Raw genomic sequence first — 8796 nt, forward strand, 5'->3', positions numbered from 1 at the left:
GAAGACGAAGCACTCGCCGAGCTCGTCACGGGCGACCAGTTCGCGGCGTCCATGTACGCGTTCGCCCACCAGGCGATCACGGCCTACGTCGTCGACGACTACGCCGGTTCCGTATCCGGCGAAGACGGCCGCGGCGAAGGCCGCGGCCGCCGAGAAGGCTGCGGAAGAGAAGGCGGCCGCGGAGGCCGCCGCTCTGCAGGAGCACGAGATCTCTCCGCCGACGGCAGACGAGCACGCCGTCGTCCAGGAGCCGATCATCTCGGCGCCCCCCGTCCCCGAGACCGCGGTCGAAGAGCCGAAGACCGAGGAGCCGGTGCAGGAGCCCGTGGTCGAAGAGCCGGTGGTCGAGGAGCCGGTCGTGCAGGAGCCTGTCGTCGAGGAGCCCGTCGTCGAGGAGCCCGTGGTGGAGGACGCCCCCGTCGAGGAGTCCGTTCCCGAGGAGGCGGTGCAGGATGAGGCGGACGTCGAGCCGACCGCCGTCGTCTCGACAGAGCCGGATTCGGCGTCTGACGGCGCAGCATCCGCGCCCGCTCCCGAGGTCGGCGGCGTCGCCGCGACCGAGGCCATCAGCATCCGCGGTCTGGTCAAGCAGTTCGGCGACAACCGGGCCGTCGACCGGATCAACCTCACCGTGCCCGCCGGCTCGTTCTACGGGATCGTCGGCCCGAACGGCGCCGGCAAGACCACGACCCTCTCGATCGTCGCCGGACTCCTGCGTCCCGATGAGGGCAGCGTGGTGATCTGCGGCATCGATCAGGCGAAGCAGCCCCTCGCGGCGAAGCGCGTGATGGGAGTTCTGCCCGACCGGCTGCGCACCTTCGACCGGCTCACCGGACGACAGCTCCTCTACTACTACGGTCTGCTGCGTGGGCTGGCCGCCGACGTGATCGAGAAGCGCGCTGCCGACCTGGCGCGCGCGTTCGACCTGGGCGACGCCCTGAGCCGCGTCGTCTCGGACTACTCCGCCGGCATGACGAAGAAGATCATGCTCGCGGGAGCGATGATCCACTCGCCGCGGGTCCTCGTGCTCGACGAGCCGTTCGAGTCCGTCGACCCGGTGTCGTCGGCGGTGATCCTCGACATCCTCCGCGCGTACGTCTCGCACGGCGGCACCGTGATCCTCTCGAGCCATGGCATGGACCTCGTCGAGCGGGTCTGCTCGCGGGTCGCGATCATCGTCGGCGGTGAGGTGCTCGCCGAGGGCACGATCGACGACGTGCGCGCCGGTCAGACCCTCGAGGCGCGATTCGTCGAGCTCGCAGGATCCAGCGGTGAGGTGGAGGGGCTCGAGTGGCTGCACACGTTCTCCGACTGAGGCTCGCGCTGCTGATCGGCTCGCTGCGCGGCGAACGTCGGGTGCGGTCGGTCGTCACGTTCCTGGCCGTCGTCGCCGTCACCGTCGTCGTCTGCCTCGCCGTCTTCAGCCTCGCCGGCGCTCCGGTGCCGGTCGCCCGCGCCGTCACCGTCCTCGGCGGCGCCGCGCTGCTCCTCGGATTCCTCGTCGGGCCGATCCTCGTCGGCGCGGTCGACCAGCTCGATCCTCGACGATTCGCGGTGTTCGGCGTCGACGAGCGGCAGATGCCCTGGGTGCTCATCCTGGCCGCGTTCGTCAGCGTGCCGAGCCTGGCCCTGCTCGCCGTCTACATCAGCGTCTGCATCGTCGCCATCCAGCTGGGCGCCCCCTGGCCGCTGGCCGTGCTCATGACGATCATCGGCGTGGTGACGACCGCGCTCATGGCGCGCGTCGGCATGGCCGTCAACGCACTCGTGCTGCCGGAGCGCCGTTCGCGCGAGCTGACCGCCCTGTTCGCGCTCGCCATCCTCGTGATCGCCTTCCCTGTGGCGGTGTTCTTCGCCTCCCTGCGCTGGGACGGCCATGTCCCCGCGTCACTGGCGTCACTGACCACGACGTTCGGCTTCACGCCGCTCGCCGCGGCACCGGCGTTCCTCTTCGCGAGCGCCGCGGATGAGACCTCGATGGCCTGGACCAGCGGGATCGTCGCGGTCGTCACGGTCGCATTGCTGGCTGCCCTGTGGGCGTGGCTCGTGCGCCGTCTGCTGACGACCACGGAGCGCCCCGTCGCGGCCAGGGAGCGGACCGGCCTCGGCTGGTTCGGACTGCTGCCCTCGAACGCCTTCGGAGCCATCGCCTCGCGGAGCCTCGTGTACTGGCTGCGCGACCGCCGGTACATCATGAACATCATCGTGGTGCCCATCGCCGGTGTGCTGACGGTGCTGCCGCTCATCGTCGCCGGCGTGCCGCTCGAGATCGCCGCGCTCGTTCCCGTCCCGGTCATGGCGCTGTTCTTCGGCTGGCTGCCGCACAACGACGTCGCCTACGACTCGACGGCGCTGTGGACGCATGTGGCGAGCGGCATCCGCGGTCTTCCCGATCGCCTCGGCCGACTCGTGCCGGTGCTGCTGGTGGCGATCCCCGTGCTGGCCATCGCGGTTCCGCTCACGCTCCTGCTGATCGGCGACTGGCGATTGCTGCTGCCGCTGACGGGTCTGGCCGCGAGCCTGCTCTTCTCGGCACTCGGCATCTCCAGCATCGTCTCGGTCGTCGCTCCGTACGCGGTGTCGCGCCCGGGGGACAGCCCGTTCCAGCAGCCGCAGCGCCCGACGTCGCGAGGCACCTACGGTCCGGCGGCCGCCCTTCTCGGTGCGATCGTGCTGAGCCTGCCTGCCGGTTGGCTCTTCGCCGCGACGATCGTCGGCGGACCGTCCTACGCGCCTGCCGCCTTCTGGGTCGGGCTTCTTTCGGGGATCTTCGTGTTCTGGCTCGGAGCCGTCATCGGAGGACGCATCTTCGAGCGCAGCGGAGAGCGGCTGATGGAGTTCGTCGAGACCGCGTGACGACCGCCCGCGGGCTCGCCGACGAGGCTAGACTCACGGGATGAGTACTCCGCTGGACAGCCCCGATCAGGGCGGCGTGACAACGCTTGATCGCGAACTGGAAGAGCTCCTCCGCGAGGAGAATCTCGAACCGGGCGACCATGAGCGCTTCTCGCATTATGTGAAGAAGGACAAGATCCTCGAGTCGGCGATCACCGGCAAGCCGGTGCGCGCTCTGTGCGGCAAGAAGTGGACGCCGGGTCGCGACCCGGAGAAGTTCCCCATCTGCCCCACGTGCAAGGAGATCTACGAGTCGATGGTCGGCTGACCGAGCTCAGCTCGCTTCGACGTAGACCGTCGGGATCGCCGGGTCGGACTTGCTCAGTGCGAGCGCCCGCACCGGGAGCTCCTCGCGCACGCGCAGGTGATGAGCGCGTGCGGAGGCCGTTCCCTCGACACCCTCGTGCGCGGTGTCGATGTCTCCGGCTTCGACGAAGGTCACCTGCAGCGGTCGCCCGTCCGGGTGCTCTGAGGGTGTGTCGAGCTCTTCGAAGCCGTCGGAGACGACGACCGTCTCGGCCGAGGCCACGCCGTCGGTGAGCGTGCGGAACGCCGCCTTGCGGCCACCGTACGACGCCTTGTCGGCGGACGCCTTCGCGACCCCGATCCAGGCTCCCGTGTCATCCTGTCGGGCCACGAGCTTGTAGACCATGCTCGCGGTCGGATAGCCCGAGCCCGTCACCACCGAGGTTCCGACGCCGTACGCGTCGACAGGCGAGGCGGCGAGGGCGGCGATCGCATATTCGTCGAGGTCGCTGGTGACGGTGATGCGCGTACCGGTCGCGCCGAGCTCGTCGAGCTGCGCGCGCACCTCGCCGGCCACGATGGGCAGGTCGCCCGAGTCGATGCGCACTCCGCCCAGCCCGGTGCCGGCGATGCGGACCGCGGTCTCGACGCCCGTGCGGATGTCGTAGGTGTCGACGAGGAGGGTCGTTCCGGTGCCCATGCTCTCCACCTGCGCGCGGAAGGCATCCTCCTCGGAATCGTGCAGCAGCGTCCAGGAGTGCGCGGCCGTCCCCATCGTCGGAATGCCCCAGCTGCGCCCGGCCTCCAGGTTGCTGGTCGCGCCGAAGCCTGCGATGTACGCCGCGCGTGCCGCGGCGACGGCGGAGCGCTCGGCGGCGCGACGTGAGCCCATCTCGGCCAGGGGACGCTCACCGGCGGCGATGCTCATCCGCGCGGCGGCCGTCGCCACAGCGGAGTCGTGGTTGAGGACGCTGAGGGCGAGCGTCTCGAGGATCACGGCGTCGGCGAAGGTGCCCTCCACCGTGAGGATCGGCGAGCCGGGGAAGTAGAGCTCGCCTTCGCGATATCCGCTGATCGACCCGGTGAAGCGGTAGTCCTCGAGGTACTTCAGAGACGCGGCATCCACGACGTCGCCGTCTCGCAGGAAGCGCAGCTCCTCATCTCCGAAGCGGAACTCGCGGAGCAGTCCGAGCAGGCGTCCGGTGCCGGCCACCACGCCGAACCGGCGGCCGCCCGACAGGCGCCGGGAGAACAGCTCGAAGACGCTCGGACGGAAAGCCGTCCCGTCTCGGAGCGAAGCCGCGAGCATCGTGAGCTCATAGCGATCGGTGAGCAGCGCCGTCGACGTGGTCATGCGCTCAGCTTAGTGAGGCCCGGTAGGCTGGGGAGTCATGAACGACGCGCCGATCGGGATCTTCGACTCCGGTGTCGGCGGGCTCACGGTGGCCAGGGCCATCCGGGCCCAGCTGCCCCGTGAATCGTTCGTGTACATCGGCGACACGGCGCACTCGCCGTACGGCCCGAAGCCCATCGCGGACGTGCGCCGCTACGCACTCGAAGTGCTCGACACCCTCGTCGATCAGGGCGTGAAGATGCTCGTGATCGCCTGCAACACGGCATCCGCCGCCATGCTCCGGGACGCGCGTGAGCGCTACGACATCCCCGTGGTCGAGGTGATCGGCCCGGCCGTGCGTCGCGCAGTGTCGACGACGCGCAACGGCCGCGTCGGGGTGATCGGCACGGTCGGCACCATCGGCTCCCGCGCCTACCAGGACATGCTCGAGGTGAACGAGCGCCTGCAGGTGTTCACGGCGGCCTGCCCGCGTTTCGTCGAGTTCGTCGAGGCGGGGATCACGGGCACACCGGAGGTGCTCGCCGTCGCCGAGGAGTATCTCGCGCCGCTCCGCGATGCCGACGTCGACACCCTCGTGCTCGGCTGCACCCACTACCCGTTCCTGCGTGGAGCGATCAGCTACGTGATGGGCGAGGGCGTCACGCTCGTCTCCAGTGACGACGAGACCGCCGGCGATGTCTACCGCCAGCTGGTCCGCGGCGACCTGTTGGCCTCGCCCGACGCGGCCTCGACGTACGTCTACGAGGCGACGGGCGCGTCGGCCGATGACTTCACTGCGCTGGCGAACCGGCTGATGGGCCGCGAGGTCCGCGACGTGCAGCTGGTGCAGACCGGCGTGATCACCCTTCCCGCATCCGTCTCCGAGTCGCACTGAGCCGATTCGACCACCCCCACCCGAAAGAAGCACATGACCGACATCGTCCGGGCCGACGGCCGCTCCACCGACCAGCTGCGCGAGATCACGATCGAGCGCGGCTGGAGTGCGCACGCCGAGGGCTCCGCTCTGATCAGCTTCGGCGGCACGAAGGTGCTGTGCACGGCGTCCTTCACCAACGGCGTCCCGCGCTGGCTCACTGGCAAGGGCAAGGGATGGGTTACGGCCGAGTACTCGATGCTGCCGCGGGCCACGAACAGCCGCAACGACCGCGAGAGCGTGAAGGGCCGCATCGGCGGACGCACGCACGAGATCTCCCGGCTCATCGGTCGCGCTCTGCGCGCGGTCGTCGACACCAAGGCCCTCGGCGAGAACACGATCGTCATCGACTGCGACGTGCTGCAGGCCGACGGTGGCACCCGCACGGCCGCGATCACCGGCGCCTACGTCGCTCTCGCGGACGCGATCGAGTGGGGCCGCGACAAGAAGTTCATCGGAAAGAACTCCACGCCGCTGCTCGATTCCGTCGCCGCCGTGTCCGTCGGCATCATCGACGGCGAGCCCATGCTCGACCTGGCATACGTCGAGGATGTCCGGGCGGAGACCGACATGAACGTGGTCGTCACCGGCCGCGGTCTGTTCGTCGAGGTGCAGGGCACCGCGGAGGGAGCGCCCTTCGACAAGCGCGAACTCGACGCGCTGCTCGAACTCGGCCTCGCCGGCTGCGCGGACCTGAAGGATCGCCAGCTGTCGGCGCTGGCCGCTGCGGCTGGCGCATGACGATGAAGGTCGTCCTCGCGACGCACAACCCGCACAAGGTGGCGGAGTTCCAGCAGATCGTCGCCGAGACGCGGCCTGATCTCGAGATCGTCGCCTACGACGGTCCGGAGCCGGTCGAGGACGGTGTGACCTTCGCCGAGAACGCCCTCATCAAGGCGCGCGCCGCGGCGGCCCACACGGGTCTCGCCGCACTGGCCGACGACTCCGGAATCTGCGTCGACGTGCTGGGCGGCTCGCCGGGCGTCTTCTCGGCGTACTGGGCGGGCCAGAAGAAGGATGCCGCGGCGAACCTGGAACTGCTCCTGGACCAGCTGCGCGACGTCGCCGATCCGCATCGCTCCGCGCACTTCACGTCGACGATCGCACTGGTGATGCCCGACGGTCGTGCGGAGGTCGTCGAGGGACTCTGGCCGGGACGCCTCGCCCACGCGGCGTCCGGCGGCGGCGGTTTCGGCTACGACCCGATCTTCATCCCCGACGGGCAGCCCGAGGGGCAGGAGTGCACGGCGGGCGATCTCACCGCGGCCGAGAAGCAGTCGCAGTCCCACCGCGCGCGTGCGTTCGCGGAACTGGTGCCGCTGCTCGCGAAGCTCTGAGCTCGACGGGTGCACTGCTGAGACTGGTTCTCGTTACCCTTCCCGACTAGGCGAAACCGCCCTCGGTGCCCTGCCACGCGGTCTAGCCTGGGGGCATGCACGATCACGCGCCCGCCGCCGGCGGCATCCGCTCTGCGAGCAGCAGACGCCTCCTGGCGATCTCGCTGTCGCTGACGGCGACGGTGATGATCGTGCAGGTGGTGGGCGCGATCCTCACCGGCTCGCTCGCGCTGCTCGCCGATGCGGCGCACATGTTCACCGACGCCTCGGCGTTGGTGATCGCACTCATCGCGGCATCCGTCGCCGCCCGTCCCGCCGACGACCGGCGGACGTTCGGGTACCAGCGGGCCGAGGTCTTCGGTGCGCTGATCAACGCCGTGATCCTGATCGCGCTGGCGGCGTGGGTCGCGGTCGAGGGCATCGGGCGTCTGTTGAACCCGGGCGATGTCGAGGTCGCGGGCGGACTCATGCTTGTCGTCGCCGTCGTGGGGCTCGTGGCGAACGCGATCTCGATGTGGCTGCTGAGCCGTGCTCAGCGGACGAGCATCAACGTACGCGGCGCGTACCTCGAGGTGATGGGCGACCTGATCGGCTCCGCCGCGGTCATCGTGGCGGCCGTGATCATCCTGACAACCGGATGGATGCCCGCGGATGCCGTCGCCTCGCTACTGATCGCGGCGATGATCATCCCGCGGGCGATCTCCCTGCTGCGCGAGGTGTTCTCGGTGCTCGCCGAGTCCGCGCCGAAGGGCACGGCGGTGAGTGAGATCCGCAGCCACCTGCTCGCCTACGACGGCGTCACGGGTGTGCACGACGTGCACGTCTGGCAGCTCACCCGCGGCGCGCCCGTCTTCACGGCGCATGTCAGCGTCGATCCGGCGCTGCTCGCCGACGGACGCTCATCGGCGCTGCTCTCCGAGATGCAGGCGTGCCTCGCGGATCATTTCGACGTCGAGCACTCGACGTTCCAGATCGAACCGGCCGAGCAGTCCGACTGCGAACCGCACCACGCCTGATCGTCAGGGTTCGACGACGATCTCGTCGGGCGTCTTGTCGGGGCGGAGCCCGCGCCAGCGCGCATGTCGCAGCACGCCGTCCGGCGTCCAGTTCGCGAACTCCACCTCTCCGACCAGCTCCGGGCGCACCCACAGCGCGTCCGACGCGTCGAGGGCGGGAACGCCGCCCAGGGGAGCCGTCTTCACTCGGAGCGGCTCGAGGCGCGTGAGCAGGACGCGCAGGATCCGGTCGGTGAAGCCCGTGCCCACGCGCCCGACGTAGCGCAGCTCGCGAGCGGCCCCCTCCGACGGCACGGCGAGCAGCAGGGACCCGAGCGTGCTCTCCCGGTCGCCCTTGCCCGGACGGATGCCGACGATCACGGCCTCCTGCATGCGCGTGTGCTTGAGCTTCAACCAGGCGGGCGACCGCAGTCCTGGCCGGTACCGGGAGCCGGGGTCCTTCGCGACCACGCCCTCGAGGCCGAACCGCTCGCTGGCGGCGAGGGCCGCGTCGAGATCGTCGAACACGGGCGGGACCTGCACCGGGGCGTCGAGATCGGCGACGAGGTCGTCCAGGAGTGTCCTCCGCTGGTGCAGGGGCATCGCGGTGAGGTCGTGCCCGTCGAGGCGCAGCAGGTCGAACAGCATGTACACGATCGGGGTGCGCACCACCTCGCGTTCGATCTCCCGTGGCCGGGTCAGGTGCATCCGGTTCTGCAGCAGCGAGAAGCTCGGTCGGCCGTGCGCGTCGAAGGCGACGATCTCGCCGTCGACCACGGCATCCGCCGCGGGGAGGAACGGAGCGCCGTCGGCGGTGAGCTCGGGGTAGCGGGCGGTGATGTCGGTTCCGCGGCGTGCGTGCAGCAGCATCCGTCCCTCCGTCCACGTTCCCATGGCGCGGATGCCGTCCCACTTGACCTCGACCCACGAGGGATCGCTGAGCGCGCGAGCGAGAGCGGGCGTGCCGTTCTCGGCGAGCATGGGCGCGAGCGTGGGGGCCGTCGCTCCGGACGCCGGCGCCGCGGCGTTCCGGGGGTACCGCGAGGAGCGCCGGGC

Annotated in this window: 9 protein-coding genes; 7 read left to right on the forward strand and 2 right to left on the reverse strand. The window is 70.1% G+C overall.

Going from position 1 to position 8796, the window contains the following annotated elements:
• The 3 genes from DW306_RS11395 to DW306_RS11405 all read left to right on the forward strand — a co-directional run.
• A partial coding sequence (locus DW306_RS11395; RefSeq protein WP_342670850.1) for an ABC transporter ATP-binding protein occupies window positions 1–1315 on the forward strand: 1315 nt, incomplete at its 5' end.
• Window positions 1291–2856, forward strand: a complete 1566-nt coding sequence (locus tag DW306_RS11400) for a hypothetical protein (RefSeq protein WP_136055714.1) — start codon at window positions 1291–1293, stop codon at window positions 2854–2856. The genes DW306_RS11395 and DW306_RS11400, both read left to right, overlap by 25 nt.
• A 40-nt stretch (window positions 2857–2896) precedes the next feature.
• Window positions 2897–3163: a DUF3039 domain-containing protein gene (locus DW306_RS11405; protein ID WP_045256059.1), complete on the forward strand. Its 267-nt coding sequence runs from the start codon at window positions 2897–2899 to the stop codon at window positions 3161–3163.
• 6 nt (window positions 3164–3169) lie between these two features.
• Here DW306_RS11405 and DW306_RS11410 read toward each other — a convergent pair whose 3' ends face one another.
• Window positions 3170–4495 (reverse strand): nicotinate phosphoribosyltransferase, encoded by a 1326-nt coding sequence (locus DW306_RS11410; RefSeq protein WP_136055715.1) that lies wholly within the window; start codon window positions 4493–4495, stop codon window positions 3170–3172.
• 37 nt (window positions 4496–4532) lie between these two features.
• Here DW306_RS11410 and murI point away from each other — a divergent pair, with 37 nt between their 5' ends.
• From murI to DW306_RS11430, 4 genes are all read left to right on the forward strand, one after another.
• Window positions 4533–5369, forward strand: a complete 837-nt coding sequence (gene murI, locus DW306_RS11415) for a glutamate racemase (protein WP_136055716.1) — start codon at window positions 4533–4535, stop codon at window positions 5367–5369.
• 33 nt (window positions 5370–5402) lie between these two features.
• The gene (gene rph, locus DW306_RS11420) at window positions 5403–6149 is read left to right on the forward strand and encodes a ribonuclease PH (RefSeq protein ID WP_136055717.1); all 747 of its coding nucleotides are present in this window, start codon (window positions 5403–5405) and stop codon (window positions 6147–6149) included.
• Window positions 6146–6745: an RdgB/HAM1 family non-canonical purine NTP pyrophosphatase gene (gene rdgB, locus DW306_RS11425; protein WP_136055718.1), complete on the forward strand. Its 600-nt coding sequence runs from the start codon at window positions 6146–6148 to the stop codon at window positions 6743–6745. The genes rph and rdgB overlap by 4 nt, the downstream gene beginning before the upstream one ends.
• A 95-nt stretch (window positions 6746–6840) precedes the next feature.
• Window positions 6841–7761, forward strand: coding sequence for a cation diffusion facilitator family transporter (locus tag DW306_RS11430; protein ID WP_136055719.1), 921 nt, complete (start codon window positions 6841–6843; stop codon window positions 7759–7761).
• A gap of 3 nt (window positions 7762–7764) precedes the next feature.
• Here the strand turns inward: DW306_RS11430 and ligD are convergent.
• Window positions 7765–8796, reverse strand: a 1032-nt coding sequence (gene ligD / locus DW306_RS11435; RefSeq protein WP_205814157.1) for a non-homologous end-joining DNA ligase, incomplete at its 5' end; no start/stop codon positions are given.

This window comes from Microbacterium sp. K24, assembly GCF_004794465.1.
Lineage (GTDB): Bacteria > Actinomycetota > Actinomycetes > Actinomycetales > Microbacteriaceae > Microbacterium.